The 25977-nt window shown below is 72.6% G+C and carries 23 protein-coding genes, 1 pseudogene and 1 riboswitch; of the genes and pseudogenes, 5 read left to right on the top strand and 19 right to left on the bottom strand.

From position 1 onward, the window contains the following. Positions 1–343: 343 nt before the first annotated feature. From ACWCXH_RS37180 to ACWCXH_RS37170, 3 genes are all read right to left on the bottom strand, one after another. Positions 344–1102 (bottom strand): hypothetical protein, encoded by a 759-nt coding sequence (locus tag ACWCXH_RS37180; protein ID WP_449805924.1) that lies wholly within the window; start codon positions 1100–1102, stop codon positions 344–346. A 200-nt stretch (positions 1103–1302) separates the two neighbouring features. Then, entirely contained in the window at positions 1303–1887 is a 585-nt protein-coding gene (locus tag ACWCXH_RS37175; RefSeq protein WP_449805923.1) for an LppU/SCO3897 family protein, read from the bottom strand. A gap of 775 nt (positions 1888–2662) precedes the next feature. Further along, positions 2663–2851 (bottom strand): hypothetical protein, encoded by a 189-nt coding sequence (locus ACWCXH_RS37170; RefSeq protein WP_449805922.1) that lies wholly within the window; start codon positions 2849–2851, stop codon positions 2663–2665. Positions 2852–3094: 243 nt separating this feature from the next. Next, a riboswitch (cyclic di-AMP (ydaO/yuaA leader) is annotated at positions 3095–3227 on the top strand. Positions 3228–3229: 2 nt separating this feature from the next. On the opposite strand from ACWCXH_RS37170, the gene ACWCXH_RS37165 reads away from it, so the two are divergent. Next, the gene (locus tag ACWCXH_RS37165; protein WP_449805921.1) at positions 3230–4171 is read left to right on the top strand and encodes a CAP domain-containing protein; all 942 of its coding nucleotides are present in this window, start codon (positions 3230–3232) and stop codon (positions 4169–4171) included. Between the two features lie 734 nt (positions 4172–4905). On the opposite strand, the gene ACWCXH_RS37160 is transcribed toward ACWCXH_RS37165, so the two are convergent. Both ACWCXH_RS37160 and ACWCXH_RS37155 read right to left on the bottom strand, forming a co-directional pair. Further along, positions 4906–5244, bottom strand: a complete 339-nt coding sequence (locus ACWCXH_RS37160) for a cyclic-phosphate processing receiver domain-containing protein (RefSeq protein ID WP_449805920.1) — start codon at positions 5242–5244, stop codon at positions 4906–4908. A 296-nt stretch (positions 5245–5540) separates the two neighbouring features. After that, positions 5541–6206 (bottom strand): NADPH-dependent F420 reductase, encoded by a 666-nt coding sequence (locus ACWCXH_RS37155; RefSeq protein ID WP_449805919.1) that lies wholly within the window; start codon positions 6204–6206, stop codon positions 5541–5543. 97 nt (positions 6207–6303) lie between these two features. Between ACWCXH_RS37155 and ACWCXH_RS37150 the strand changes: the two genes are divergently transcribed. Together ACWCXH_RS37150 and ACWCXH_RS37145 are read left to right on the top strand one after the other, a co-directional pair. Then, complete coding sequence (locus tag ACWCXH_RS37150) at positions 6304–6765, top strand: winged helix-turn-helix transcriptional regulator (protein WP_449805918.1); 462 nt, start codon at positions 6304–6306, stop codon at positions 6763–6765. Positions 6766–7025: 260 nt separating this feature from the next. Further along, positions 7026–7361, top strand: coding sequence for a hypothetical protein (locus ACWCXH_RS37145; RefSeq protein ID WP_449805917.1), 336 nt, complete (start codon positions 7026–7028; stop codon positions 7359–7361). Positions 7362–7863: 502 nt separating this feature from the next. Here ACWCXH_RS37145 and ACWCXH_RS37140 read toward each other — a convergent pair. The 5 genes from ACWCXH_RS37140 to ACWCXH_RS37120 form a co-directional block, all read right to left on the bottom strand. Then, positions 7864–8757, bottom strand: a complete 894-nt coding sequence (locus tag ACWCXH_RS37140; RefSeq protein WP_449805916.1) for a methyltransferase domain-containing protein — start codon at positions 8755–8757, stop codon at positions 7864–7866. 167 nt (positions 8758–8924) lie between these two features. Next, positions 8925–9857: a hypothetical protein gene (locus ACWCXH_RS37135; RefSeq protein WP_449805915.1), complete on the bottom strand. Its 933-nt coding sequence runs from the start codon at positions 9855–9857 to the stop codon at positions 8925–8927. Positions 9858–10352: 495 nt separating this feature from the next. Continuing rightward, the gene (locus tag ACWCXH_RS37130; protein ID WP_449805914.1) at positions 10353–11051 is read right to left on the bottom strand and encodes a C39 family peptidase; all 699 of its coding nucleotides are present in this window, start codon (positions 11049–11051) and stop codon (positions 10353–10355) included. 484 nt (positions 11052–11535) lie between these two features. Then, a complete protein-coding gene (locus tag ACWCXH_RS37125; RefSeq protein WP_449805913.1) occupies positions 11536–12216 on the bottom strand; it encodes a DUF4232 domain-containing protein in 681 nt (226 codons plus the stop codon). A gap of 359 nt (positions 12217–12575) precedes the next feature. Beyond that, positions 12576–13178, bottom strand: coding sequence for a carotenoid oxygenase family protein (locus tag ACWCXH_RS37120; RefSeq protein ID WP_449805912.1), 603 nt, complete (start codon positions 13176–13178; stop codon positions 12576–12578). Positions 13179–13192: 14 nt separating this feature from the next. On the opposite strand from ACWCXH_RS37120, the gene ACWCXH_RS37115 reads away from it, so the two are divergent. After that, the gene (locus ACWCXH_RS37115) at positions 13193–14368 is read left to right on the top strand and encodes a helix-turn-helix transcriptional regulator (protein ID WP_449805911.1); all 1176 of its coding nucleotides are present in this window, start codon (positions 13193–13195) and stop codon (positions 14366–14368) included. Here ACWCXH_RS37115 and ACWCXH_RS37110 read toward each other — a convergent pair. After that, the gene (locus ACWCXH_RS37110) at positions 14330–14692 is read right to left on the bottom strand and encodes a DUF2255 family protein (protein ID WP_449805910.1); all 363 of its coding nucleotides are present in this window, start codon (positions 14690–14692) and stop codon (positions 14330–14332) included. The genes ACWCXH_RS37115 and ACWCXH_RS37110 overlap by 39 nt on opposite strands. A 119-nt stretch (positions 14693–14811) precedes the next feature. On the opposite strand from ACWCXH_RS37110, the gene ACWCXH_RS37105 reads away from it, so the two are divergent. Further along, on the top strand, positions 14812–15075 hold the full coding sequence (locus tag ACWCXH_RS37105; RefSeq protein WP_449805909.1) for a hypothetical protein: 264 nt from the start codon (positions 14812–14814) through the stop codon (positions 15073–15075). A 27-nt stretch (positions 15076–15102) separates the two neighbouring features. Here the strand turns inward: ACWCXH_RS37105 and ACWCXH_RS37100 are convergent, their stop codons facing one another. The 8 genes and pseudogenes from ACWCXH_RS37100 to ACWCXH_RS37065 all read right to left on the bottom strand — a co-directional run bounded on the left by ACWCXH_RS37100 (position 15103) and on the right by ACWCXH_RS37065 (position 25944). Continuing rightward, positions 15103–15789 carry a formyltransferase family protein gene (locus ACWCXH_RS37100; protein ID WP_449805908.1) on the bottom strand — a complete coding sequence of 229 codons (687 nt, stop codon included), beginning with the start codon at positions 15787–15789 and terminating at the stop codon, positions 15103–15105. After that, positions 15786–16382, bottom strand: a complete 597-nt coding sequence (locus ACWCXH_RS37095; protein WP_449805925.1) for an AMP-binding enzyme — start codon at positions 16380–16382, stop codon at positions 15786–15788. Before ACWCXH_RS37095 ends, ACWCXH_RS37100 begins: the two co-directional genes overlap by 4 nt. 33 nt (positions 16383–16415) lie before the next feature. Beyond that, positions 16416–17816: pseudogene (locus tag ACWCXH_RS37090) on the bottom strand (amino acid adenylation domain-containing protein); the annotation flags it as partial. 1181 nt (positions 17817–18997) lie between these two features. Next, positions 18998–20035 (bottom strand): NAD-dependent epimerase/dehydratase family protein, encoded by a 1038-nt coding sequence (locus ACWCXH_RS37085; RefSeq protein WP_449805907.1) that lies wholly within the window; start codon positions 20033–20035, stop codon positions 18998–19000. Further along, positions 20032–22002: a fatty acid CoA ligase family protein gene (locus ACWCXH_RS37080; protein ID WP_449805906.1), complete on the bottom strand. Its 1971-nt coding sequence runs from the start codon at positions 22000–22002 to the stop codon at positions 20032–20034. The genes ACWCXH_RS37085 and ACWCXH_RS37080 overlap by 4 nt, the downstream gene beginning before the upstream one ends. Then, complete coding sequence (locus tag ACWCXH_RS37075) at positions 21999–22955, bottom strand: 3-oxoacyl-[acyl-carrier-protein] synthase III C-terminal domain-containing protein (RefSeq protein WP_449805905.1); 957 nt, start codon at positions 22953–22955, stop codon at positions 21999–22001. Before ACWCXH_RS37075 ends, ACWCXH_RS37080 begins: the two co-directional genes overlap by 4 nt. Before the next feature lie 2 nt (positions 22956–22957). Further along, positions 22958–24007 (bottom strand): 3-oxoacyl-ACP synthase III family protein, encoded by a 1050-nt coding sequence (locus ACWCXH_RS37070; protein WP_449805904.1) that lies wholly within the window; start codon positions 24005–24007, stop codon positions 22958–22960. 830 nt (positions 24008–24837) lie between these two features. Beyond that, the gene (locus tag ACWCXH_RS37065; RefSeq protein ID WP_449805903.1) at positions 24838–25944 is read right to left on the bottom strand and encodes an IPT/TIG domain-containing protein; all 1107 of its coding nucleotides are present in this window, start codon (positions 25942–25944) and stop codon (positions 24838–24840) included. Between the last annotated feature and the right edge of the window lie 33 nt (positions 25945–25977).

Here is a 25977-nt window from a genome sequence, read left to right as displayed (position 1 = left end):
GGCCTGGCGCTCCACTGTCGGCGAGGTCCGGCACCCACCAGGGTGCCGGACCTCGCCCGCGTTTGCGGGCCGTTCGCAGACCTGACCGGTGTCAGCCTGCGACTTCAACGGCTGGTTGATGACACGCCCTCAGGAGGGTGACGTACATCGGTTCGCATGCGCGCAGCCGCTATCCACGACGCGTGATCACCACTCGCGGGGGCGCTCGGCGACCTGCCGCACCACGTCCTCTCCCTGAGCATCCCGCGCGAGAAGCCAGTACCCCTCCGTCCCCGAGCGCCTGGCTGCCTACGGCCTCAACGCCGCCGGACTGCACCGGCGGATCGCCGAGCACCCGTGGCTGCTACTGCAGGATGCCGACCGCCCTCGCCACCACCAGCACCACCGTGATCAGCGACACCGCCGACTGCGTCATCATCAGCAGCTTCGCCCAGACCGACAACGGCATGGTGTCCGTCGGGCTGAAGGCGCAGGCATTGGTGAACGCCACGTACAAGTAGTCCGGGTAGGAGGGCTCCCAGCCCGGCTCCGCGATGCCCTCCTGCTGCATCTGGGGGAAGAGGAAGTCCGGGTACGACTTCACCCCCTGGGCGCGGGCCGCCGGGCCGCCCCGGTCCCACTCCCAGTACCAGAGCGAAAAGGCGATGATGTTGGTCGCCCAGACCGCACCGCCGGTGCCGAGCAGCGCCAGCGCGCCCGGTGAGGCGGACGTGTGGATCAGGTCGCGCACCAGCTTCACCGCCGACCAGCCGTTGGCTAGGCTGATCACCGCCACCAGGGCCAGACTCAGCGAGCGCAGCAACTGCGACGTCTGGTCGATGCGCTTGTGCGGGTTGAGGACCACCAGGGCCACCAGCAGTGCCAGCTCCAGGGTGGGCAGCATCCAGTGCGGGTGGATGGTCAGACGGGCCGGCAGGGCCAGTTGCAGGCCCACGGCGGCCAGGATGGCCACCGAGACCGCCCAACGCTGCTCACCGAGAGTGACCGATCGCCACGCCGGCCGCTCCGGCTCCTCGGGCTCCAGGAGCCGCTCGATCCGCTCCAACCTGCGGTGCAGTACCTCGGAAAGCTGCGCCGGGGCATGATGTTCGTGCTCACTCATGGCGCACAGTGTGTCAGGCGTCCACTTTCACGACCGCAGTGGTACCGGGTGCGCGACCATCGCGGCCAGGAACACGTTCGTGGCGACGGACCGGGCCGGGGCGGTCATGTGCGGGCCGTCGTACGGCGCCGAGAAGGTGGTGGCGCCGGCGCCGCCGCGGGTGTGCCGAACAGGGAGAACGGCCCGGCCCGAGCGCCTCACTACGGGACGAAGTTCGCGCCCGGCTTCTGCTTCAGGTTCTGCAGGCAGAGGGTGTACTTGTCGCTGCCCCGCTTGTAGGTGAAGTAGCCGTCGGCGTCGGGGAAGGACTTCCGGCACACGTTCTCGCCGTCGTTGGTGTCGTCCGCGCGGCCCACGACGCGGGCCTCGGCCCTCGGGTCGGAGCAAGGGACCACCTCGACGTCGGGGTTGCTGTCGACGGCACCGGGCAGGACGATCGGGTTGTTGTTGTGGATGCAGTCGCCGGACTTGGCGAACTCGGGGTCGCCCTTTTCCACGAGGACGATCAGCGAGACCAGGATCACCGGGATGAGCACGCCGAAGATCGTGGGCCGCAGGTACACCGGCTTGCCGGGGTTCGTCGGCGGGCGGGGCGCGCCGGGCAGCGGCTCCGGCAGCTTGTTGATCTTCAGGCGCTGCGGGATGTTGATCAGCATGATGATGGGGTTGACGATCATCGAGGGTATGCCCCACCAGCCCTGCCAGAGGCTGTCGGAGGTCATCTCGCGGTGCGCGGCGATGCCGCAGCTGCGGCAGTACGGCCCCCGGCGCTTCAGGTACTTCAAGATCACAACGATGCCCTGGTGCCCGCGGAAGGTCGCATCCACGGCCGGGACGGAGCCGCAGCACTGGCAGCTGAGTTGTCCCTCGCCGTAGACGGGCAGGTCCGGGGCCGTGGCATCGGAGGTGGGCTCGGCGGACGCGGCGCCGTGGGGCAGCTCGGCAGACTGAGTGGAAATGGTGAATCCCCCGTGACGATCAAGAGTGCTTGCCTCCGAAACCTACCGCTGCCCGAGCGCCAGGAGGGCTGATTGAAGCCTCGGCGGACGGAAGGTCGCCGAACCGTGATCACAAACCGGTCGATCGATGCCGAAACTCCCCGGGCGCGAGACCTGGACGCGCGAACGCGCTGTTGTCGAGCGCTCAGGTTGGCGAGTTGAGCGAGCCTCTGGCCAGCGGGAGCGCCGGAAGCCGTGCCGAGGCGAATCGGGCCCTTGGGCACTGCCGGCTCTCCGACCAGGCCAATGCCACGCGCTCGACCCGCCTTACGCACCCGCTGCTTGACCCGGGGCTGACTGGTAGCGCGGACCTTCTGCTCGATGGCCGTCGCCGAGGGCGTAGTCGCGGCGCGCTTCACCCAGGCCGCGGCCGGTGGCCCGGCCCAGCCCCGACTCGGGCACCGATACCCCGCCGGGAAGCCCGGCCGAAGCGACTGGAGCGACCGGAGCAGCGGGTTGGTCGACGACGGCTGTCGCGGCCGGAGGACGACGCGCGCCTGGACACCCGCGCCGAACTCCGGGCCGCCGCAGACGGCCTGCCGGCGTAGCCGGGTCCCGCCGATCACAGGTTCTGCAGGTACGCGCCGCCTCCCGGCCCCTCCACCTGCGCACCGCCGCCGCGCCCGTCCCGGTCCTCGCCGTGGCCGCCGAGCCGATCGCCCCGCAGCTGGACGACCTGGACCCGGCCGCCCGCGAGGCGGCCGTCGCCGTCCACGCCCGCCCTCGGGGCGGTGGCCGTCGCAACCGGCATTGACAACCCGGGGAATTGTCCGATTAATACACGTATGCGACGTTCCGTGAGTCAATATGGCATTCCATCAGATTTTCGCTGGACGTCCATGTGATGTGCATCATACGAACTTGTGTCTTATGGGTCGATCTGCCTAGCGTTCAGGCTGTTCGCACCTGCGGACCCTGCCGCCGGGACGCCGAGTCCTGTCCACCGGTCGGCCGGACGTCGAGCAGTGCACCGGGCAGGAGCGGGGGAACCAGGTAGTTCGCCGCGCCCTGCTCGGCCCGTTCGCGGACGAGACGGGCGCGGCTAGGGGTGAAGCCGCCGCGTGCGGCCGGGCTACCTCACGGCCCGAACCCGACAGCTCACCTCGTAGGCGTCGCAGAGGGACGCCCCATGCTGAATTCACGTACCGGCCGGCATCGCCGTGCGCGCCGGAAGCACACCCCGCGTCTGGCCGCCACCGCCGGGATCGCCGGCGCCGGCCTCATGCTGCCGCTGCTGAGCGCGAGCGGAGCCTCCGCCGCGCCCGGCTCCCACACGTACGCGAGCCACGCCGGGTGGTGGCAGGAGCACCACCAGCACCGGCACCAGAGCGACTCCGACGATCAGCACCACCGCCAGGCCGACCCGCACGCCGCTCAGCCCTCCGCTCCCGCCTCGGCCGAAGCCTCGTACGCCTGGCCGTCGCCGTCCGCCCCGGCCTCCCACGCCCCGGAATCCGCGACCGCGCGCCCCGACGGCGAGTCCCGGAGCTCCCACTCGGCGCGGCCCTCCACTCCGGCTCCGACCCCGGTGTCCCACACGTCCGCGCCGCCGTCCCCGTCCGCCCCGGCCACGCACTCCCCCGCACCCGCCCCCGCACCCACCACCGCGGCCACACCCACCACCCCGGCCGCGCAGACCGGTTCGAACTCGGACGCCGTGCAGCAGGTCCTGAACCTGATCAACCAGGCGCGGGCCGCCCAGGGTCTGCCCGCCTACACCATCACGTCGGGGCTGACCAGCAGCGCCGAGGCCCACAACCAGACGATGGCCGACGGCTGCGGCATGTCCCACCAGTGCCCGGGCGAGGCCGAGTTGGGGGCGCGGGAGACGGCCGCGGGCGTCCAGTGGAACGCCGCCGGGGAGAACATAGGCTACGGCGACGGGGTCTCCACCTCGGCCCAGGACATCGCCGCCATGGCGGTCAGACTGACCCAGGACATGCTGAACGAGACGCCGCCGGACGACGGCCACCGCAAGAACATCCTCAGCAGCGAGTTCACCCACATCGGCATCGCGGTCCACCGGGATGCCAGTGGAACCGTCTGGCTCACCCAGGACTTCTCCAACTGAGCCGTCCGTCAAGGACGTAGGCCGAGGTCGGCCCGACCCCGTCCGGGGCGGGTCGGCCGCCTCCGTCCCACGGGCGCCCGTGGGACGGAGGCGGCCGGAGGACCAGGAACGGAGGTCGAGCGCGTCCATCGGGTGGCCGGCCCGGATCACCCGGGCGGGCTCGTGCGGGTAGGCGGCCTCGTGCGGGTAGGCGGCCACTTGGGGGTGCGCGGTCGCGAAGACCCGGGTCGGCCGGCCGGGGCGGAGCAGCGCGGCCGGCCAGTCTGCCCAGTAGCCGCGAACTCAGCCAAGATCCAGCCGAGTTGACGACCAGGACGCGGGCGAGCGAGAGTGCGGTGCCGCCCTGGGTGTGCAGATCGTCCTTGCGGTTGAACGCGGCGAACAGGCTCGAGCGGATCGGGTGGCGCAAGCTCACACAGCCCGGGGTGCACGAGCTCACGGACGACTCCGGCCCCCGCGGTTCGGGTTTCCAGTGGCTGAGTCCCGGTCAGCCGGGCGTCCGGCCCCTGGGCGGCGGCAATCTCCAGCCTCGTCCACGCTTCCCGACGCAGCGTCACCGACGCCTCCCCGCGAGTGATGTCACCCGAGGGCGTTTCCCGGTGACGTACCAACGCCGGGCGGCGGCGGGTGCAGGGTCTCGTGCCTCGTGTCGGACGCGGCTTGTCCGGTCCGCGGTTTCTATCGCAGTCTCACGACGCGTCGGGCCCTGAGGTCTCGGCCCTGCGTCGGGTTCCCTAGGCCGTCGCCCGCCGGACTTGGTACTTCCAGCGTCTGAGTGACCGGACGACGGTTTCGGCGCCGATGGGGTTGGCGCTGTGAACGAAGACAGTTCCGATCTGGAAGGGCCGTCCGCTGAAGGCGGCCTCTTCCATGAGGGTCACCACGGGCATGATGCTGTCGTCGCCGCCGAGATCGTGGTCGAGCCAGAGCTCGTCAATGAAGCTGTCGCGGTGCTCTTGCAGGAGCTGGATACCTTCGCGGCTGGTGCGGGCGATCCGCGTGGCTCTGGGGAGCGGTCGGAGGTCGTCTATGCCGAGGATGACGGGCGTCGGTGCGACCGGGTGTTCTTTCACCAGACCATCATCACGGTAAAACGGTAAAGCGGCAGCGGACCGGGGTGAGCAAGCCGGGGGCGTCCTCGTCCAGCCACCCCGTTCCACCGCCCTCTTCGGCTTCGACCGCGTGCCCTCGACCGGGTGGGTCGGCTCACTGGGGACGTCTCCACTTTCGTTCACATGTCGCCCCAACCCCACCGAGATCATTTCTTGGTGGGGTTCGTCGGCTTCTCCGGCCGGTACCGATGTCGTCCAACTCGGCTTCTCTGTCGTGTCATTGTCTCGCTCACCGGCTCGGATTCGCCGGGGACCGGCTAAGACTCGTCGTCGATCGCACCAGGGGCGAGAGCGGGGGCAGGGAAGACGTGCCGGGCCTCTCCGCCGGACCACCAGACGCCGACGGCGAAAACCGCGGCCGCTTCGAGCAGCGCCGCACGGTCCAACCCTCCGCAGGCCAGCGGGACACACCCCATCGATGTGATCAGCTCGACCACCAGGGTGGCAGCGAATGGACTGTCCGTACAGAAGGGCACCGCCAGCGGCGCCCCTTCGAAGGCCGGCCGGGGCAGGGTCCAGATGCTCTCGTGGCAGACACCGAACACCTTGACAATCCGCGCATCGGGGGCGGCGGCCGCCATCCGGGCGGCGACCGAGTCCGTGCCACCTGTCGTGGTCAGCACCGGTCCCGCAGCTGCGGCCGCCATCGGGACCGTGCAGTCGAGCACGGTACGGCCGGCAAGGGCCGAAGCCAGTTCCTCGGCCAGCGTCGGCGCGATGTCCGCGGGTACGGCGACGAGCACGGCCTCGCCGTACCGCGCCGCTTCGGCGAGGCTGCCGTACCCGGTGGCCCCGACGCCGACCGCCGTCCTGGCGGCGGCCTCGGTGTTCCGCCCACCCACCAGGACCTCGTGCCCGGCCCGTGCCCATGCCCCGCCCAGGGCCGCCGCCATGCCGCCCGTACCAAGAATGCCGATGCGCATCGTCGTACTCCTGTTCGCGTCGTGGATGCCGTGCTCCGGACGCTACGAGGTTCGATGGACACCACACGGTAGGCATCGACCGGGGGAGGATGTCCGCATGGAACGAGCGGACGACGTGGTCGACATGGCGGGGGACGTGTTCGCGGCGGACTGCCGGGCTCGGATCGCCTTCGAGGTGCTGGCCAACCGCTGGGACAGCGTGGTGGTCTTCATCCTCGGCGAGGGCGGTCCGATGCGGCCACGGGCCATGCTGGACCGGATCGGGGGAATCAGTCCCAAGGTGCTCAACCAGGCACTGCGTCGGCTGGAGCACAACGGTCTGGTGGAGCGCCGCCGTTACGCCGAGGCACCGCCCCGCGTCGACTACACCCTCACCGAGGCCGGCAGCGCTCTGATCGACCCGATCCGCGCCATGGGCGCCTGGGCGGCAGCCCACGGGGACGCCGTCGTGGCAGCCCAGAGCCGCGGGCCGCTTCCGGAGTTACCCGCCCCGGGTCAAGAACTGCCCAAAGAACGTGTCGTGCCCGAAAAGCCGCTGTGGCACCCTCACACGGGGTGAGGAGCGCATCCGAACTTGTCCTTTGCGCTCGCTATACTCCGCCTGCCTGTGAACTCCTGTGAGGGTCATGGGAGTCGGGCGTTTCCGACATGGGGGGAAAGTGTGACACTGCTGTCCACTGAGAGACGCGTGCGACACCGAGGGAGGAGAGCCGCGCTCGCGGCTCCCGGCGCCCTGCTGCTCGCCGTCCTGGCGACGCTGGTCGGCCAGGTCGACCCGGCCTCGGCTCCACCTACACGGCGTCCCCGCTGGTGCGGCTGATGGACACCCGTGACGGCGAGGGCGTCCGCGTGGGCACCCTGGGCGGCTCGGGCGACCAGGTCAGCCTGCGGGTGGCCGGGGTCGAGGGCATGCCCCAGACCGGTGTGACGGCGGTCGTCATGAACGTCACGGCCGTCTTCCCCACCGACACCAGCTTCCTGACGGTCTTCCCGCACGGGACGGGCCGCCCGGACGCGTCGAGCATCAACTACCGGCCGGGACAGGTCGTGTCCGCGCTGGTGGTGGCCCCCGTGGTGGACGGCCGGGTGTCGTTCGTCAACCAGTGGGGGAAGACCGACGTGGTCGCCGACCTGGTCGGCTACTTCTCGTCCTGAACCGCCCTCCTGGGAGGCCGGTGGGCCCGACGTTCTCGTCGGGCCCACCGGCCTCTTCGCCGTCCTCGACGCTTGTGCGGGTAGACGAGAGCACCCTCCAGGAGGCGCCACCAGGAGCGGCTGCGCTTCGCCTCGGCCGCCGCGGCTTCGGCGCTTGGTCGGGAATTGGCGATCAGGGTCACGCTGTCCGCTGGCGGTGTCCTGCGGCCTTCCCGCTCTCGTCTCTCCGCATGGCCGTCATGGACAGGTCGGTGAGGCGGGAGAGGAAAACCACGTCGAGCCGTTTGACCGGGCAGACCGCGCCCGCAGGTCTCTGCGGTCCAAACGGTGCACTGGGAACGCGGATACGCGGGGTTGATGCCGATCTCGCCCTTCGGGATGGTTCCGTTGAACGGTGTCGGGATGCCTTCGGTGTTCCAGTAGCTCCGTGCTTCAAGCGCTTTCGCCTGCTCGAAGGCGAGAACAGCGCTGTGGGCAGGTCGGCCAACGCCTGGATCCGCGCCTAACCGAGTGCCGGCGGTTGCTCGGCTGGACGGCGTCCCCAGGCCGAGATCAGCGGTGCGAGTGTCAGGTCGAGTTCGCCCGCGTGGATGGCGGCCAGGTGCGCGTCGATCTCGGCGTCGTCGGCCAGCCCGGCCGCGAGCAGCTCGCCGCGCACGTGCCGGATGGTCGCCGCCTCCAGCCGGTCGCAGGCCAGCCCGCCGACCGGGAAGACGCCCCCCGCGGCGACATCCACCAAGCCGGCCTCACGCAACGCCCCCGGCAGTGTCCGGCCGTAGCGCAGGTCCGCGCCGCGGCGCGTCAGCAGCTCCCGGACCGCGTCGCGCAGCCGGTTGGCCCGCCGCTGCGCAGGGCCGCTGTCGTCCAGGCACGCCAGTGGCTGCAGAGCGGTGTCGGCGTCCTCGACCAGCAGCCAGCCGCCGGGCCGTAGCGCTGCCGCCATCGTGGCCAACGCCCGAGCCCGGTCGGGTACATGGACCAGCACGAGCCGGGCGTGCACCAGATCGAACGTCCCCGGCTCCGGGGGCGGATCAGCGGCGACGTCGTGCCGGCGCACCTCGTACCCGTCGCCGGTCTTCAGCCACGACGGGTCGATGTCCGTGGCCAGCACGTAGCCGGTCGGACCGACGGCCGCCGCGAGCGCCTCCGGGATACCGGGGCCACCGGCCCCCACTTCCCAGCAGCGCGAACCAGCCCTGACCCCCAGTCGATCGAAGTGCCCGCGCGTCACACCGTCGAACAGCTCCGCCAGCCAGCTGAATCGCTCGCCCGCCTCGGCGCGCGCGTTGTCCAGCAGATACCCACGGGCCGGAGCGGACTCTCCACCGAGCGCGGTAGTCCCGCCTGTCGGATCCGGTCGGCCACCAACGTGTAACGGGCGGGGCGAGGAGGTCATGACGACATGGTCAACCTCCCCAGCCCACCAGCGCTACGACGACGGGAGAGGGATATCTCACACAGCCGGCGAATCCCGCACGTCCCACGGCACGGTTCTGCACCGTGACGTGCCGGAAGGGGTACATGTATTCGGCCCCCACAACCGGCCTCGGGTCTCCTGCTGGTTCAGCGCCCGTACGCCTTGCGGCACATCTCGACCAGGCCCGGCGGCAGGCCGACCTTGCCGCTCTGCCCGCAGACGTCGACCGGCACCGCCGGCTGCGGCTCGGCGCGCGGCGGCTGCTCGGCGGGCCGCGCGGGCCGGACCGGCGGCCGAGGGGACACCCTGGCCGGGGTCCGCGCAGGCCCCGGCCGGGACGGGACGGCCGGGACGGCCGGCAGGTCGGGCGGGCGAACAGGCGCCTCGTCAGCAGCCTCGCCGTCGGGCTCCGCGTCCTCCTCCGGCGGCCGGCCGGACGGCTGGGCCGGGGAGGGCTCCGGCGCCGGGGCGGCGGAAGGATGGACGGGCACGGCGCTCGGCGTCCCGGCCAGGACCTGCAGCACCGGAGCCGCGGCGAGTTCCACCCGCTCGGCGACGGGGGCGTGCCGGGGCCGGTCCCCGGCCGTCGGCTCCACCGCGCCGCAGGACAGCACCCCGGCGACCGCCACCACCGCGCACCCGCGCGCAACCCTGCCGGTCAGCAGGACGGCGGCCCGTGATCGCGCGGCAGGCCGGCCGGCGGCGGCGTGCTCGGCGAGCGCCCAGCACGCGCGGGCGTTGATGATCGCCGGCCGAACAGCGCCGGCGCCGGTGAAGGCCCACGCCTCAGCCGTCCGCTCGTAGAGGTCGGCGGCACCCCGGTGGTCCCCGGCGCGGTGGGCCAGATAGGCCCGGACCTCCTGAACGGCCGGGGCGCCGAAGTGGTCGGCGCCCTCGGCGCCCTCGGCGCCTTGGGCGCCTTGGGCGCCCAGCACCGCCTGATGCAGCTCGGCGGCGAGCCGTCCGGCCTCGGCGAACTCACCGCCGACAGCCGCCTCCCTGATCCGGCGCATGGCCGCGGAACGCTCGGGCGAGAGCACCCCCGCGTCGGCACCGATCAGACACAACGGCACCGACACGGCCGTACCGGGTCCCTCCGTACAAACCATCGGACCACCTCCTTTCACGGATCAACGATGGCAGGGCAGAGCGCCGCAAGACCGCAGCGCCACGGGTGTTCACCAGCTGAAACCCGGTATCCACAGGATCTCCGGCGACTGCCGGCCCGGCTCCGGATCGGCGAGGGCGAGAAGCGACGGATCGAACACCGTGTCACACAGGCCCGACCCACCGCTTCCCCCAGGCCCGTTCGCCCACCGCCACAGAACGAGGCCGGCCCCACCGCTCACGGCAGCCTTCCAGCATCAGGCGGTTGGCCGCCGTACACGAGCCGTACTTGTCTCGTAGCACGCCAACTGCCCTACGGCGCCCTGAGGCCGAGGTCGCGCCGGATGTGAGCGAGGGTGGGACGCCCTCGGCCGTCGGGTGCGGGCGCAGCGGGCCGGCTGGGCCGAACTCGACCACGGGGCAGGCGGGCTGCCGTCCTGACAGTAGGTCCGGCCGGGGCCGAACGGTCACTCGACGATGACCGCCATGTTGCCGTAGCTGGCGTACCCGGCTTCGAAGTCCGCCTCGCTTATCTGCAACTGGCCGCGGGCCGGGTCGTTGACCAGGTACTGTCCGTTGCTGACCGCGGTCACGACGACGGTGTGCTCGGACGGACCGGCGTAGGGCACCACGCGGCCGTCGTACGCGGTGTACGAGCCCGTCGCGACGTCACGCCAGTTGTAGTCCACCCAGACGATCGCCAGCTGTCCCGCGGCGACCGCGCTGCGCAGTTGGGCGGAGGAGATCCCCTGTCCGGCCGATGCCACGGACAGGCCGTAGGACTGCGCGGCCTGGGCGATCGGCGGATAGTACACGCCGAAGCCGGTGCCGGCCGCTTCCGAGCCGTTGGGGTCCCCCACGAAGGCCCGGAACGGGTCCCCGGACAGCTCCCCGGAGACCCCTGCCTGGGGATGTGCCAGGTCGACGCCGATGTGTCCGAGCACGTCCTGGTCCGACGCCTGTACCCCCCGTGCGGCCAGCACCATGCGCAGGGAGGACGCCTCACAGTCGTTGCCCAGTTGCTGCTGGTAGGCCGGGACAGTGGCGGAGTCGGCGCTCGACGGGGGCGCGCCGACCACCAGGACGGCGCCGGTCAGGACGGCGGTGACGGCCGCTGCCAGCCTGCTGTGCCTCCTCCTCGGCAGCCGGCCCGGTATTGGGCGCATCCCGGCGCCCGGTGCGGTTGCGGGTGACGGGGCCGTGGGTGGGAGCGGCCGTCGCGGGCTCGGGTGCGGGCACCGCCCGCCGTTCAGGACCTCCTCGTGGCTCTCCATGGCTCATCTCCTTCCCATGGCACCTCATGGTCTGAGGACCGGACATCCGCCGCAGGCTGCCGTCGGCCCGGACGCAGGCCGGCGCCGGACGTCCCCTCCATCGAACCTCGGCTTCGCCCGCTTCGCCTCTGGTGACACAGGGCTGGCGGAACCGGCCACCGTGGTGTAGACGGGAGGAGTTGCCTGGACAACTGCGGTCCGTCAACTCCCCGCCGCACGGGCGCCGGGTGCGAAGGAGTCCGTACCCGCCGGCACCACGGACCGTTTGGCCCCTCCGCTCCCGCTCGCGTGAGGCGGTCCTCGAAGGCTTGCGCGGCTGCGCCCCCGCGGCGACGGCGGACGGCTTCACCGAGGAGGGAGTCGACGGCGGTCTTCGTCAGGACGGGCTGGTGGCCAGCAGTGCGGTGGTGGTCACCTTGTTGTCGCACTCGGCGAAGAGGCCGTCGTCCAGGGCTACTTGGTGTGCTCCCGCGCCCGGCAGGCCCAGCACGAGGGTGGGGTAGGCGGCCGGTGTGGCCCCGGAGACGCAGGAGCCGTCGGCCTCGCCCTGGACCTGGACGAAGGTGAGCTTCACCCAGGCCTTCCCGCCCGGGGCCAGCCGGACCGGGGCGGCGGAGCCGGTGTGGGTCACCGCGAGTGGGGCGTTGCGGTCCGGGGAGCCGTTGGCCGCCCCGGCCACCGTCGGAAAGCCCTCCAGCGTGCAGGGGCGTGCGGAGGTGTTGGTGAAGGCGACGATCGCCGCTCCCACCCCCGTGCCCTCGGGTCGCTGCTTCGCCTGGTGGGCGTCCGCCTTCACGTCGCCGGCCGCGCAGGTCGGAGCCGCTGCACCGGCGGACGCGGCGCCGCTGGACGACGCGGCTCCCGTGGCCGGTCCCGCGGACGCCGTGCTGCCCTTGGTGGGGGCCGGGGGCACGGCGCTCGGCACGGTCGAGGCGGTTGCCGCCACCGACGGGGCCGCGGTCGTCCCGGGCTCGTCGTTCCCCGGCCCGCACGCCGTGACCACCAGCGCGGCCGTGGCGGCCGAGACAACGGCAACCGCGGCTCTGCGGGCCCTCATTCTGTCCTGCTTGCCCTGCATGACGTCCCCCGAAGGATCGAGTGGCGCCGATCCAGCACCGGCACCTGCCCGGTACACACCACCGTTCCGGCGCCGGTTCCGCGAGCGGCCAGGTGTGACAGGACGGTGACGAGATCGGGAAGCCCCCGTTCAATGGTGACGACCGGACCGGCCACAGCAGCGCCACGCTTCCGGCGGTCGGGTGAACATCGACCGGGTCCTGCCGCCGTCGAGGTCGATACCGGCGCCGTCTTCGGAGCTCCTGGCGGAGTTGCCGCTGACACGGCTGCTGCGGTGGCGTTGGAGCCCGGGCCGTTGCTGCGGGGAAGTCAGGAGGCGGCCCGGGCGGATGAGGTCGATCAGGCAGGCATTTCGGCGTCGGGGATCCAATGGCCGTGGATGCCGGCAGGCACCCTGCGGGGGAGTTCGACGGCGGCCACGGTGCTCAGGTCGCTCGCGTCCAGGACGAGCAGCTCCGAGGCGTCGGCCTTGAGGTCGCTCACGATGGTGAGCAGGTAGCCGTCGTCCTCGGCGGTCCCGCCCTCGGCGGGCGCGAAGACGGCCTCGCCGGGCATCCGGCCCCCGCCGTGCGCGAGCAGCTTCTCCTGGCCGGTCCGCGTGTCGAACTTGACGGTGTGGTAGCCCGACAGGCCCGCGCCGGGGAAGGCGATGGCGTAGCTGTAGCGGTAGGCCGAACCGGTGTGGGCGTCGTTGATCGACGGGAACTCGATGGCCAGGTCGTCGAGGGACTCGGTGGTGACCCTGCCCGTGGCCGGGTCCATGATCCACCGGTGGAAGGTGGAGCCGGCGTCCGGGCTGGTGCCGAAGCCGGGAGCGCCGACCCACCACTTCCACGAGCTCTCCCAGGCGGAACGGTCGAAGCGCGGTGCTTCGAGGACGATCCGGCCCTGCCCGTCGGTGTAGGCGTTGGTGACGTGCAACAGCGCTGCCCGGTCGGCCACTTCGAACCAGGCACGTGGTGGAGGCCGTCGGAAAGGCCCCGCCGTCGGGTGAGCCGGCATCCGGCGCGGCGGCGGTGTTGACCGGCCTGGTCAACCTGGTCAGCGATGGTCATCGGGCGGCGGCGCAGAGCCTCGGGCCGGTCGTCGGCGACGCCGACGACGAGGTGTGGGCCAGGCGGCCGTCACTGGGCTTCATGGTGGCCACCGAGCTGTGGAACTTCGACGCCATGCACGGCATCGCCGCCCGTGCCGTCGCGGCCGGCCGGGAGTCGGGCTCCTTCCACACGCTGCCCATCGGACTGGCCATGCAGGCCGCCGCGACCGTGCACACCGGCGACTTCGGTGCCGCGACGGAGCTGATCTCCGAGGAGGAGGCGATCGCCGACGCCACCGGCGCGGCGCCGTTGGTCTATCCGCGTCTCCACCTGGCGGCGCTGCGCGGACGGCGCAAGGAGGCCGTCGAGCTGTTCGCGTCGGTGAACCACCGGATGAGCCTCAGCGTGCAGTGGGCGACGGCCGTGCTCAGCAACGGCCTGGCCGACTACCCGGCCGCGCTGAAGGCGGCGAAGCGAGTGGTCGAGTACGGCCCCGTGGGCATAACGGGCCTTGCCCTGCCCGAGCTGGTCGAGGCGGCCATGCGGTGCGGCGAGACCGAGACCGCCGCCGCGGCCCTCGCGTCCCTCCAGGAACGCACGCAGGCGGGCCGACAGGCGTGGGGTCTTGGCGTCGAGGCCTGTGCGCGGGCCCTGGTGACCGGGGACGAGTCCGCCTACCAGGAGGCGATCGGTCTGCTCGACGACGGCGCACTGGTCGTCTACCGCGCCCGGGCACATCTGCTGTACGGGGAGTGGCTGCGCCGCCAGGGCCGACGGCGTGACGCCCGGTCCGCGCTACGGCTGGCGCACGAGTCGCTGTCCGACCTCGGCGTGGAGGCGTTCGCCGAGCGCGCCGCCGGGGAGTTGCGCGCCACGGGCGAGCAGGCCCGCAGCCGCACGTCGAAGGCATCGGACCAGCTGACGATGCAGGAGGTGCACATCGCACGCCTGGTCGCCGAGGGCGCCACCTCCAAGGAGGTGGCGGCGAAGCTGTTCCTCAGCCCGCGGACGGTCGACGCGCACCTGCGCAACATCTTCCGCAAGCTCGGGCTCACCTCACGCAGACAGCTGCGAGACCTGTCCGACATCCGGTAGCCGCATGGTGGCGGCCGCGGCCTCGGGCCCGTTCATCGACTCCACCGGGCCGAGCCAGCTCAACCCGTACTTGGCTCGGTAGGCACCGGAGACGCGCCGGACGAGCTCGGGGTCATCCACCGGTCGGAGGGTGACGGGCAGCCGGACCCCGGCCACCTCCACCTCCGTGTCCACATGCCGCAGGACCCGGCGGTACCAGGCACTGCGCCGGCCGAAAGCCGAGCGGACGTACCCCTGCCCGTCGAGCACCACCACCCAGACCGTCCTGGGCGACCACCGGCCGTCCGCATGCCGTACCCACAAAACGATCTCCGTGCGATCCATATGAGCGTTCGTGGACCAACCTTCACCGCGGCGGCACTACGCACGCGTCGGTGGTCTTCACCTAGGTAGGCGGGCTTCGCCGACGCGAGAGCGGCGCTCTCGCGACGAAGCTGAGTGCCATGACGAACACCGACGTGAAGAAGCCCGAAACCGCACGCGACACCGACACCGACACGTACGCCCTTGAGGCGGCTCCTGGCGCGAAGGCGCCTCACCACAAGGGCTCCAAGAAGAACAAGGGCACGAAGAACAAGGCCAAGCGCCGCGTCGCCAAGGCCCTGGCGTACGTCGCCCTGCTCTTCACCGGGCTCCTCGTCCTGGCCGAGCCGTGGCTGCTGGTCCCGGTCGTCGCCCTGGTCCTGGCGATCTCCCTGTGGGAGTGAACTCGGCGCCGCCGCGCCGCCGGGCCGTCATGCCAGTGCCTCGGCGAGCTCGGGGAGGTACCCGGCGAGGAAGCCCAGGTCGGTGGCGCGGGCGAACCTCGGGTGCTCCCGGTACCGGGAGAGCCGGCCCAGTGCCGAGCGACCGAAGTAGCCGCCTCCCCGCGCGCCCGGGGAGGGGGCCGGCTCGCCGGGCCAGTCGGGGTCCGCCGCCACGAGTGGCAGGCACCGCTCGAAGAGCCGGTGACAGACCTGCAGTCCCCGGCGCATCACCACGTGGTACGGCTCCTCGGCACCGATCGGATAGGGCTCGGAGGCCAGGACGGGACCGGTGTCGATGCCTTCGTCGACGCGGTGGAGCGTGGCGGCGAACTGCGGCTCGCCGCCCAGCATGGCGTACACCAGGGCGACTTCGGGCATCCCGCGGTAGGCCGGGAGGGGACCGTGGTGGACGTTGAGGACACGCAGCCCGGTGGACAGCACCGGAGCGCGGAAGATCATCCGGTTGTTGACCGACCAGACCAGCCCGTCCGTGCAGGCCGCCGCCAACTCGCCCGCGACCGCGTTGACGTCCGCGGCGGCGAGGAAGCGGACGCCGGACGCCACCGCGGAGGCGCCGTCCACAGCCGGGCCGCAGACCAGGTCCACCGGCAGCCCGCTGTCCAGCGTGTGCCGTACGGCGCGCCACAGCAGCGCGCCTTCACCGACGAAGATCACGCCTCGCTCCGCACGACGTTGACGGCGGCGACGACGCGGCCCAGGGTCAGCTCGCCGCTCAGCGGTCCGAGCCGGTCCAGCAGCCGCCGCTCGGCCGACCCGCCGAGCAGTTCCTCACCGAGGGCCGACAGCATTTCCAGCACGGCGAGCGAATCGCCGCCCAGCGCGTGGAAGTCGGACGAGGCGTCGAGGCCCGCGGCCTCGCACCGCAGGACACGCGACCAGATCTCCGCGGTCACGGCCGCCACGGCGCGATCGGCGCCCGCATCGGAGCCCGCCCGGCGCCGCTCCGCCCCGCCCGGTGAGCCGCCCGGTGAGTCGACCGGTGAGTCGACCGCGCCCACCGTGGCGGCGTCGAAGGGATCCGGCAGCGCCTTGCGGTCGGTCTTGCCGCTGGCGGTCTCCGGCAGCGCCGGGAGGACGCGTACCACCGTGGGCACCAGGTGCGGCGGCAGCGACCGGGCCAGCTCGGCCCGTACGGCGGCCTCGTCGAAGGCGGTGACGCCCTGGGCGAGGACGACGAACGCGCACAGGGCCCGTACCTCCTCGGTCCGGCCGCGGGCGACCACGGCGGCCTGGGCGATGTCCGGCATCCCGGTCAGCGCCGCCTCGACCTCGGCCGGTTCCACCCGGTGGCCGCGGATCTTCACCTGGTCGTCGACGCGTCCCGCGTACTCCAGCTGTCCGTCGGGAAGCCGCAGCACCAGGTCCCCGGTCCGGTAGGCACGGCGGCCGTCCGGCAGGAGGACGAACCGTTCGCCGGTGAGGTCGGGGCGGCCCAGGTAGCCGCGCGCCAGCTGCACGCCGGTGACGTACAGCTCGCCGAGCCGGCCGTCCGGGACCTCGCGCCGCCGCTCGTCCAGCACGCTCACCCCGGTGCGGTGCACCGGAACGCCGATCGGCGCCGATCCGCGCGAGATGCCGTCCTCGACGACGGCGACCGTACAGGCCAGCGTGGCCTCGGTGGGGCCGTAGGCGTTGACGATGAGACAGTCCGCCCCGAAGTCCTGGCGCGCCCGCCGGGCCGTGGCCGCGGTGAGGTTCTCACCGCCCAGCTGCAGCGCGCGGATGCCCGTCGGGCGGATACCGAGCCGCGCCGCGAGGTCGAGATGGGTCGGGGTGAGCGACAGGGTGTTGGCGAGCCGGCCCGAGAACATGTCGCGGAGCTTGAGGTGGTCGAGCTCGCCGGGCACCGGCACGACCGCTCCGCCGTGCAGCAGCGGCGGGAAGACCTGCATCAGCGACAGGTCGAAGCCGGGCGAGAAGGAGTACGCGGCACGGGTCCCCGCGTCGCACCGCATGAGCGGGGCCAGCCAGCCGACGGCGTTGACCAGGCTCCGGTGCTCCACCTGCACGCCCTTGGGCCGGCCGGTGGACCCCGAGGTGTAGATGACGTACGCCAGGTCGTCCGGGCCCGGCGCGGCGGCGGCGAGTGCCTCCCGCGTCCGCGCGTCGAGCGGACCGTCGGCGTCGGCGACGGTGGCGACGTCCTCCAGGAGGATCGTCGTGTCGTCGCGGCCCCCGGCGGGAGCGGCCCAGGCGCTCTCCGCCAGGCAGAACCGGGCCTGTGCGTCCCGCAGCAGTTCCGCGACGCGCCGCGCCGGATTGCGGACGTCGATGGGCAGGAACGCCGCGCCCGCCTTGAGGACGCCCCAGACGCCCGCGAGCCCGTACGCCGTGCGGTCGGCGAGGACCCCGACGACCTCGCCGCGCCGCACGCCCCTGGCGAGCAGTTCGGCGCAGACGGCGTCGGAGCGCCGGTCCAGTTCGCGGTACGACCAGTGCGCGCCGTGGCCGGCCGCTGCGGCGTCGAAGGCCTCCGCAGCGCCGCCGGTCACCGCGGGGGCCTGCGGGGAGCGGGCGGCCTGCGCGCGGAACAGCTGCACGACCGTGGTGTCCAGCGGCGGCAGCCCCTCGGGCCCCGGAGCGAGGAGCCGCTCGGCGGCGCCGAACTCGCGCGGTCGCCGCAACTCCCCCGGACCCGCTGCCCGCAACTCCCCGGAACCCGCCGCCGGTGCGCCCGTCATGAGCGCCCCGGCGATCCGGTCGATCAGCGCGTCGCAGCGCTCACCCACGTCCGCGGCCCCTCGGGCGGAGACCACCAGCTCGGTGTGGCCGGGCAGTTCGAGCAACACGACGCTGAAGGGCACCAGGGGGGCGTGGACGGGCAGGGCGTAGACCGTCGTCGCGGTGAACCCGTCGGTGCTGAACTCCGCGGGGTCCAGCCGGCCGGCGTGCGAGACGATCGCCGAGGCGAGGTGGCGGTGGCGTGCCAGGCCCGCAGCCCTGGAGGCGCGGACGAGGGCCGCAGCCACGGGCAGCGGAAGCCCGCCGAGCAACGCCTCGGCGCCGCCCGCCAGTTCGCGCCGGTCCGCGAGGGCGTTCAGCAATCGCCGGTGGACGGCGTCCGGGCCCTGGCCGGGTGGCACGTCGAGGAACACCGGCAGGGTGAGGTTCGCCGTGGCGCACGAGGCGGGCACGTGTCGCCGCAGGTCGACCGGCACCATGATCCGGGCCGGGGAGCCGACGGCTTCGGCGAGCGCCGCCGAAACCCTCGCGGTTCCCGCCGCGGGCCGGCCCGGCACGGTCCGCCGGCGCCACACGGCGGCCGAGCCCGCCCGGCCGCCCAGCGGAGAGCGCTGGTCGAGCCCCAGGCGGGGACGCTGCCCGGTCCTGCCGAGCGCGGCCAGGAGCCGGTGGTCCGTCAGCGTGCTCGCGGCGTCCTGCGGCGGCTCGGCCCTGAGGGCGCGGAAGACCTCGGCGGCCCAGGTCCGCAGGCCCTTGAGGTCCATCACCGCGTGCGCGGCGCGGAAGACCACGGTGGACGGTTCCCCGGTGAGCAGCAGGACCTCGCACGCCGGCCGGTCCTCGGCCTGCGCCAAGTGGCCGGTCAGCTCCGGCAGTCCGGTCAGCGCGGTGCGGTCGAAGGAGGTGGCGTCCACGACCACGACCCTGGCCGGCACCCCGCTGTCGGTCCACGTCCGGCCGCGGCGCACGACCCGGGAACCGGGGCAGGACCGGGAGGCCTGCGCCACGGCGCGGGCCAGCGACCGGGCACCGATCTCCCCGGCGCCTTCGACCACGAGCTGGATCACCATCAGCTCGCCGAGCCGGGCGGCGGCGAGGTAGGACCACTCGGTGGGCGAGACGGGCCGCCGGAAGACGCGGGCGCCCCCACCGGCGGACCCGGCGGTTGTGTTGTACGCGATCAAGACGTGACCTTCCGTATGTACTCGCCGACTCCGCCGATCTCGTCGATCCAGGCCGCCAGCCGGGCCATCCCGGTCCCGTGGTCCACCACCGGCGCGCCGAGGTCGCGGCGCGCCGCCGAGGTGTCGTACGTGGCCGACCGGGTCAGCAGCGCCAGCGAGTAGCGGGACAGGGGCGGGGACGTGTGTTTGGCGAGCGGGGGCAGCTTCCAGACCAGGTCCGCCGCGAAGGCGGCGGCACGCAGCGGCCCGAGGGGGACCCGCTTGGTGGGGGGCGTGCCGCCGAAGCGCTCGGCGAGGTCGGCCAGGGTGCTCCACACCTCGATCGGCTCCGGGTCCGCGATGAAGTAGGCCCGGCCGCCCACTCCTTGGGCCCGGGCGGCCCGGACACTCGCCTCGGCGGCGTTGTCGCAGTGGCACAGCGAGGCGCGGACGGTCCTGCCTCCGGAGAGGTCGGGCAGGCGCGCGGTCATCATCTTCGCCAGCAGGCGCGGCATGAACCCGGAATGGTCGCGGGGGCCCCACACGGCGCGCGGTCGCAGCGCGACCGTGGTGAAGTCCGGCCGGTCGGCGGCCAGGACGAGGCGTTCCGCGGCGGCCTTGGTCTCCGAGTACAGGTTGAGGAAGCGCCTCGGGTAGGGCTCGCTCTCGTCGATGCCGAGCCGGTCGCCGTCGCGGACGCCCATCAGTGCGCTGGGACTGCCGATGAAGACGAACCGCCGTGCCCCGGCGTCCCTGGCCGCCGTCATCAGCCGCCGGGTGCCGTCGACGTTCTCGTCGCGGAACTGGGCCCGGGTGCCCCGGTCGGTGACCCGGGCGGCGCTGTGGTGCACCGCGTCGATCCCGTCCGCCGCCGCCCTCAGCGACGCCGGGTCCCGCAGGTCGCCGTAGGCGAACTCGATGCCCGCCACGGTGCGCAGATAACTGAGGTCGCTCCCCTCGCGCACCAGCACGCGGACCTCGTCGCCGGCCCGCAGACAGGCGTCGACGATGTGGCTGCCCAGGAACCCGGACGCGCCCGTCACCAGGACCTTCACGACGAACCACCCTTCCTGCCGCGGCGGGCCGTCCGCCACCACGTCGCCCCGAAGAGCATCGTGAGGGCGGCGGTGGCCCACGGCCTGCGGCCGGTGGCGAGTTCCTGCTCGGCCCGCAGCGCGGCCGGTATCTGCGCCGCGTGGACGACGACGCTGAGGAAGACGTCGAGCCACCACAGCGAGGTGAGCACCGGATGGTCCCAGGGCAGCAGCGGCCAGGCGGCCAGGTACGCCCAGCCGGCCAGCGGTACGGCGCGAAGCGCCAGGCCCGCGGCCGTCGGGCGCCGGCTCCCGGTGAGCCGGTCCTCGGCCCAGCCGGCCAGCAGCTCCCGGCGGATCTTGGCGTTGTGGCGCACGTCCACCGGGAACGCCGGGTGCGGCAGGAAGTCCGAGATCGGCTTCGTCATGGGGTTGTCCGCGCCGAGGGCGCGCAACTCCTCCGAGATGCGCGGCCATTGGTCCCGGCCGGTGCCCGGCGACAGCTCCACGCACAGCACCGGCCGCTCCCGCCCGCGCGGCCCGACGCCGACCAGGGCGGTGCGCCTGACCTGCGGATGGGCGTTGAAGACGCTTTCGCAGCGCACCGTGTGCAGGTCGCCTTCGGGCGTGCGGACCCGCTGGCTCTTGCGCCCGCAGAACCAGATCCGGCCCGCCTCGTCGATCCATCCGACGTCGCCGGTACGGTGCCAGCGCGTGACACCGTCCTGGATCTTGTGGTCGGCGTCGGCCTGCGCCGCCCGGAAGTAGCGGGGGCTGACGGCCCGCCCGCTCACCACGATCTCGCCCGGCTCGCCGGGCGGTACGGCCAGGCCCGGCGCCCACCGGGGCACCGGCCCGTCACTGATCGCGACGGTGCGCACCGCCATGCCCGGCGCCGGGCGGCCCAGGCAGACACCGAGTCCGGCGGCCGGACCGTCGGCGGGCCCGGCCAGCGCCTCACGGCTCTCCAGCAGCGCCATGGGCAGCGCCTCGGTCGCCCCGTAGGTGCTGAACACGCGTGCCTCGTCGGGCAGTACGGCGCGCAGTTCGCCCATCAGTGCGGGGCTCACCGGGGCGCCGCCGGAGATGACCAGGCGCAGCGAGGGCACCGGGGTCCCGGTCGCGGCCAGGTGGGAGGCGAAGGGGGCCAGCAGCGCCGGGGAGGCGAACATCGCGTCCACCCCGAAACGCCGGATGGCGTCGGCGAGCGGCGCCGGGTCGGCGGCGCCGACCCGGGCCATGTCCATCCTCGGCACGACCACGGTGCGCCCGGCCACCAGGTCGAACACGCCCATGAGCGGCATGGTGACCAGGGTGGTCCTCGCGTCGTCGGTGAAGTGGCCCTCCTCGGCCCCCTGCGCCATCGCGAGCAGCATGCCGACGGTGACCTCCACCGGCTTGGCCGGACCGGTGCTGCCGGTGGTGTAGCCGATGAGCGCGAGGTCGCCCGGGCCGGTCCGCGCCGGGGGCGGCGCCGGATGGCCGGCGCCGGCGGCGATCAGCTTGCGCAGGGCGGTGCCGTCCGCGCGGCCCACCGTGACCGAGCTGCGCACGTCGGCGAAGGCGCGCGGGCGCAGCCGCCGCAGCACCTGGGCCTTCGGGACGCCGATGAAGGCCTCCACGCGGACCCGCCGCAGGCAGTCGAGCATGCGGTCCAGGCCCATGCCGGGGTCCACCACGACCGGCACGGCGCCCACGTGCATCATGGCGAGGACCAGGGTCAGCAGGTCGCCGCCGGGCGGCACCAGCAGCGCCGTGCGGGTGCCGCGGCGGATGCCGTGCGCTTCCAGGCCTGCGGCGCAGGCCTCGACCGTGGTGGCGAGTTCGGCGTAGCCGACCGTGGTGTAGGCGGCGCGGCCGTCCGGTTGGGTGCGCACGGCGTCGGGGTGGATGAGCGCGGTCCTGCCGGGTGTGCTTGCGGCGTGCCCGGCGAACAGTTCCGCCGGGGAGGCGTGCCGGTCCTGGGGGAGGGAGGCGGTGGGCGTCATCGGGCGGGCCCGTCGCCGGTGTCGGGCAGCCGGTAGAGCGAGGCCGCCGAGGTGAGTCCCGCGCCGACCGCGAGGAAGAGCACCCGGTCGTGTCCGGCGAGCCGGCCGGTGTCCAGGGCCTGGCGGTATCCGAGGACGAGCGCCGAGGTGTGCGGGTCGCCGTGGACGCCTTCGACGGTGACGGCGGCGTCGGAGGCGAGGCCGAGGCGTTTGGCCAGGCGCGCGGCGAACGCGGGTGACGGCTGTGAGGTGACCAGCAGGGTGCGGTCGAGGGCGACGTGCGCCCGGCCGGCGTCCGTGGTGTCGGCGCCGTCCTCGGCGCTCAGCACGGTGCGGACGGAGTCGACGGCGAGGGCCAGCATGCGGTCCAGGACGTCGTCGTCGCGGTCGACGACGATGCTGTTCCGTCCGTCGGCGCCGACGTCGGGCAGCGGCAGGTAGCCGTTGACCCCGTGCCCGCCGGGCAGGGACCGGTGGTGCACACGGCCGAAGCCGAGGGTGTCGCCGGTGTGTTCCAGCAGCAGGGCCGCTCCGGTGCTCGCGTACGGGAAGGCGGCCGTGCCGGCGCGGGAGGGGTCCGTCGAGGGGTGGGTGTCGGCGCAGACCACCATCACCCGGCGGGCGCCGCCGGTGGAGAGCAGGGCGTCGGCCGCCTGGACGGCGTTGAGCACGCCGCAGGCCCCGTTCATCAGGTCGAAGGAGAACGCGGCCCGCCGGTCGGGAGAGCGGAGGTAGTCGAGGTTGATGCCGATGCTCTTCTGGATGAGCGCGGCGACGGACGGTTCGACGATGTTGGAGTCGCGGTAGACGCCGACGTTGATGAGGACGTCGACGTCGGCGGCGGACAACCCGGCCTGTTCCAGGCAGGCGCGGCCGGCCGCCGCCGCGTGGCCGATGGAGCTGCCGGAGCCTTCGGCCGCACTGGGCGCGGCCGAGGTGATGACGGTGGCCATGGTCACACCTCCAGGGAGGAGACGGTCGCGGACAGGAAACCGGTCACGACGCCCGAGGCCGCGGGCACCATCAGCACCTTCGACCCCTCGGGTATGCGGCCCTCGGCGAGGGCCTGGTGCAGCACCAGGTAGTGCGACGTGGTGGCGGTGTTGGCCAGCCGGTCGACGACCGAGAGGGACGGCGGCATGGGGGCGGCGAAGCGGCTCTCGCCCGTGGCGTTCATGAAGTCCACGAACCGGGTGCCGACCTGGTGGTGGATGACGAAGTCGTATCCCTCGTCGGCGAATCGGCGGCCCTGCTCGGCCAGCCTGTCCCCGTGGAAGGCCGGCCACAGCGAGAGCCGGTCCTCGGCGTGCATCTCCTTGTTGTTGGTGTACATGGCCATGCCGCCGGTGCCGTCACTGGGCATGCCGAGGCACAGGTGCGAGTACTCCGAGCATGTCATCAGCTCGATGTCGTGGATCACGTCCCGGTCGTCCGTCGCGCGGTCCATCACCAGCGCGACGGCGGAGTCCCCGACGGACATCGACGCGAACTGGGGGTCCCTGCTGTCCTCCATCTCGCGCGCGGCGGTGAAGGCGATGGGGGAGATGTGCTCCCCGCTCAGCACCAGGCCGTTGCGCACGGTGCCGGCGCGGATCATCCGGTCCAGCAGGAGGACGCCGGTCATCATGCCCGCGCAGGCGTTGGAGACGTCGAAGTGGACGGCGCGGTCCGCGCCGATCTCCTTGGCGATGCGGTGTGCGAACGAGGGCTCGAACTGCAGACGCCCGCCGTCGCTCATGCGGCTGATGGAGCAGGAGATCACGGCGTCGATCCCGTCCGGTGCGTAGCGGGACCGGCTCAGACAGTCCCGGGCCGCCGACACCGCCATCGTGAGGCTGTTCTCGGGGTCCTGCGCGCTGTCGTCCGCCACCCGCCGCTCCGTCGTCCCGGTGATCTTGACGAGGTCGAACTCCGGGGCCTTCTCCAGGCGGTCGAGGAGTTCCCGGGTGCTCATCACCGTCGCGGGGAGGTAGGCCCCGATGGCTTCTAACCGAGTCTTGTTCACGACACCTTCTTTCTTTCTCGCGCGGGTCCGGCTGATTAAAGCCACGTAAAATCACACGAGGTGAATCGACATCACCTTCGTGCACGCCGGAACTCGATGTGCCCATGGCTACTTCGCGGACTTCTCCCTGGCCGTGGGAGTGCCGCATGGCGTGGGCGCGTCAATCACTGTCGGAGGCTATCGTATTACTCAAAGCGACCCCGCCTCGCAGGGATGTGACGATCGCCACCCGCCATTTCCAGCCTCGTGTGCGCAGCCGCGACAAGGAGCTCGGAGCGGCCGGAGGCCGCGGATCCCTGCTGTTCGGAGCCACTGGGGCGAACGGCTGCTGCACCGGCGGAGCTTGAACGGCCGCCGGGAGGGTCGATGAAGAGAGCCTGATCCGTCCCGGGATTCGAAGCCGCCTGCGAAGAGGACCTCCGTGGAGCGCCCGCTGTCCTCTCTGTACGGATGGTTCGGCCCGGAGGGCGTCCGATCCGGAACAGCGGGGACCCTGCCCTTCTTTTCCCGGATTCCCGCCCTGCTGCTATCGCACGAGCTCCTGACGGACCGTCGCGACGACGTCGGGGTCCAGCTCCCCTGCGCCCTCGCCGAGGAGCCATCGCTCCAGTGCCCGCCCGGGGTCCCGCAGGAGGCGCGGCGACCCGTCCGGGGTGGCGGGTTGATCGGTTCGGGCGGTGGGCACAGGGGCGCGGCTTGTCCCGGTGTTCGGTGTGGCCGGTGGTCGTTGCAGAAGCCTCGAACTCGCGCGGCGCGTGGATCGGGGAAGGCGGCCAGGAACTGGACGGGCCCGACGACCACGCGCGATCACAGCGCCCGGCCGTGCGGGGCTATGGCTGGTATTGGAAGGTGGCGCCGTTGCTGGTGCCGCCCGGGGAGTGGACGGTGACGGTGACCGGGCCGGCGACACCGGGCGGTGACGTGGTCACGACCATGGTGTCGGAGACCGCGGCGAAGGACGCCGGAGCGCTGCCGAAGAACACGGCGTCGGTGTAGGTGAGGTTGGTACCCCTGATCAGGACGTCGTCCCCGCCGGATACCGAACCCTGGGCGGGGCTGAGGGAGTTGATGACCGGTGGTGCGACGTAGATGTAGTAGGCGTTGCCCAGTCCGATGGTGCTGGTGCCGCCCGGTGTGGTGGCCGTGACCAGGACGGTCCCCGTGCCGGCGGGCGCGGTGACCGTGATCTGGCTGTCGGAGATCACGGTGATGTTGGTGGCGGTGGCGGGCCCGAAGTGCACGGCGCTGGTGAGAGCCAGGCCGGAGCCGAAGAGGGTGACGGTGTTCCCGCCACCGCTCGGCCCCATCGTCACGTTCAGGCTGGTGATGGCCGGGGCCATGAGGTAGAAGTACGGCAGCGGATTGCTGGTGCCGACCCCGGTGGTCACCGTGACGTTGACCGACTGCGCCGCTCCCGCGGGTGCCGTGACCGTGATCTGGGAGGCGGTGTTGGCGGTGATCGTGGCGGTGTGGGTGCCGAACAGCACCGAGGTCGCGCCCGACAGGTTGGTGCCGGAGATGATGACGGTGTTCCCGCCGCTGGTCGGCCCCTGGTTCGGGGTCAGGCCGGTGATCACGGGTGCGTTGAGGTAGGTGTACGTCACGCTGTTGCTGGTGCCCGCCGAGGTGGTGACGGTGATGGGGACGGAACCGGTGCCCGCGGGCGCCGTCGCCGTGATCTGGGCATCGCTGACCACCGTGAACGGCGCCGGGGCGCTGCCGAACTGCACCGACGTCGCGCCGGTGAACCCGGCGCCGTTGATCGTCACCGTGTTGCCGCCGCCCGTCGGCCCGGAGACCGGGCTCACGGAGGTGATCGCGGGCGGGACGGCGTAGGTGAAGGAAACACCGTTGCTGGTGGCCACCGGTGTGGTGACCGTGACCTGGACCGTCCCGGAGCCCGCAGGAGCCGCGGCCTGAACCTGCGTGTCACTCAACACCGTGAACGTCGCCGAGCCGGTCCCGAAATG

This window comes from Kitasatospora sp. NPDC001660 (genome assembly GCF_053596725.1).
Note: the sequence above shows the minus strand (reverse complement) of the source record. Positions and strands in the feature narration are given on the sequence as shown.